We start from the raw sequence: 1,645 nt of genomic DNA, 5'->3' as shown, positions 1-1,645 counted from the left end.
GGAGACTGTCCAGCCGAAGTGCTGGGCGATCCACGGGGTCAGGGAGGCGGTGACGGCTCCGCCTAACTGCCCGCCCATGTTCACGATCGAGGAAAAGACAGCCGACCGGCGGCCGGCGATGTCATTGGAGGCCGACCAGAACGAGCTCTGCGAGATATAGAGAGCGCCGGCGCCGAAGGCAAGGATGATGCCGGCGACCAGGGGACTCTTTGCCCGCGAACCCAGCAGAAGGAAGACGCCCGTCAGGAACAGAGCTCCGGTTGCCAGGTAGCAGCGCCCGATGCGGAGTCCTTTGGTTCCCGAGAGCCAGTCGCTTGCTGCTCCGCCTGCAAGACAGCAGAGCGTCATCGACAGGAACGGAAGCATGGAGATCTGGGCGCTTGCCTTCAGATCGACTCCGCGTACCTTCGCCATATAGAGGAAGAACCAGCTGAAGTAGATCCAGGAGATATAGCCGAAGCAAAAGTAGCCCATCATCAATGCCGGAAGATCACGGYGGCCGAAGAGTTGGCGCCAGGAGAAGGAGATTGGCTGGCTGGTGCTGCTACCGTTTCCGTTGCCGTTGCGAAGATAACGGTCAGGGCGTGCCGAGAGGCCGACTTCAATCTCCTGCAGTTCGGTCATCGAGAGAGAGGGATGCTCATTCGGCGTGTCACGCGAGACAAACCACCAGACCAGGCCGATGCCTGTACCGAGCAGCGCGCTGAAATAGAAGGCGGCGCGCCAGCCGTCGTGGGCAATGATCCAGTTCAGGAGCGGAGGCGTGAGACCGCTGCCCGCGCCTACGCCGGCGAAGATCAGGCCATTGATGATGCCGCGCTCGCTGACCGGGATCCACTGGGCGACGAACTGGTTGGCTGCCGGGTAGACCACGGCTTCTCCGGCGCCCAGGATCAGGCGGATGGCGATCAGGAAGAAGACAGCTCCGGGCAGGCCGGTCGGCAGTACGGCCACCATTAAGGTGGCGACGCCCCACCATAAGGTGCCGATGGTCAGAACGCGGCGCGGGCCAAAGCGGGCGGCCAGCCATCCCGCGGGGATTTGAAATCCTGCATAGCCGATCAGAAAAGCGCTGAAAATGAGTCCTAGCCGCTGGTAACCGAGTCCGAACTCCTCGCTGATCTGAAGTCCGGCGATCGAGATATTGGTGCGGTCAAGGAAGGCAATCGCGCTCAGAGCGAACAGCAGAACTGCAAGAAAAAAGCGAATCTTATAGACCTTCCCAAAACTGACCATGTGGAGTAACAGCATACGAGCCTCTTGCAATGAACGAAATAGGTCCAATGTCTTACGTTAATGCGGGGCAAACCACCCATGACAATCACATGAAACGGAGAGAACAATCGTGGAATTCCATATACAGGCGGTAAAGGCTTTGCGGAACAAGTTTCTGATTCAATCGGTGCTTCTGCTGGCGTCCTGCATTACAGCGGCAAACGCTCAGCACTACGACCTCATTGTGCAGCACGGTCATGTCATCGATCCGAAGAACGGTATCGACGGAGTGATGGACGTTGCGGTGCTGGATGGAAAGATTGCCAAGGTAGCCAAATCCATCGCTGCCTCTGAAGCGGTAAAAGCCGTGGACGCCACGGGCCTTTACGTTACTCCCGGTCTGATCGATATCCACGCGCACGTGTATGCG

The 1,645-nt window shown here is 58.8% G+C and carries 1 protein-coding gene and 1 pseudogene; one reads left to right on the top strand and one right to left on the bottom strand.

Annotated elements, in window-relative coordinates; all coding sequences use genetic code 11:
- Positions 1-1,251, bottom strand: a 1,251-nt coding sequence (locus AB4043_RS24730) for an MFS transporter (RefSeq protein WP_442308421.1), incomplete at its 3' end; no start/stop codon positions are given.
- Between the two features lie 94 nt (positions 1,252-1,345).
- Between AB4043_RS24730 and AB4043_RS24725 the strand changes: the two are divergent.
- Positions 1,346-1,645: pseudogene (locus tag AB4043_RS24725) on the top strand (hypothetical protein); the annotation flags it as partial.

This window comes from Terriglobus sp. YAF25 (assembly GCF_052113305.1).
Classification (GTDB): domain Bacteria; phylum Acidobacteriota; class Terriglobia; order Terriglobales; family Acidobacteriaceae; genus Terriglobus.
Note: the sequence above shows the minus strand (reverse complement) of the source record. Positions and strands in the feature narration are given on the sequence as shown.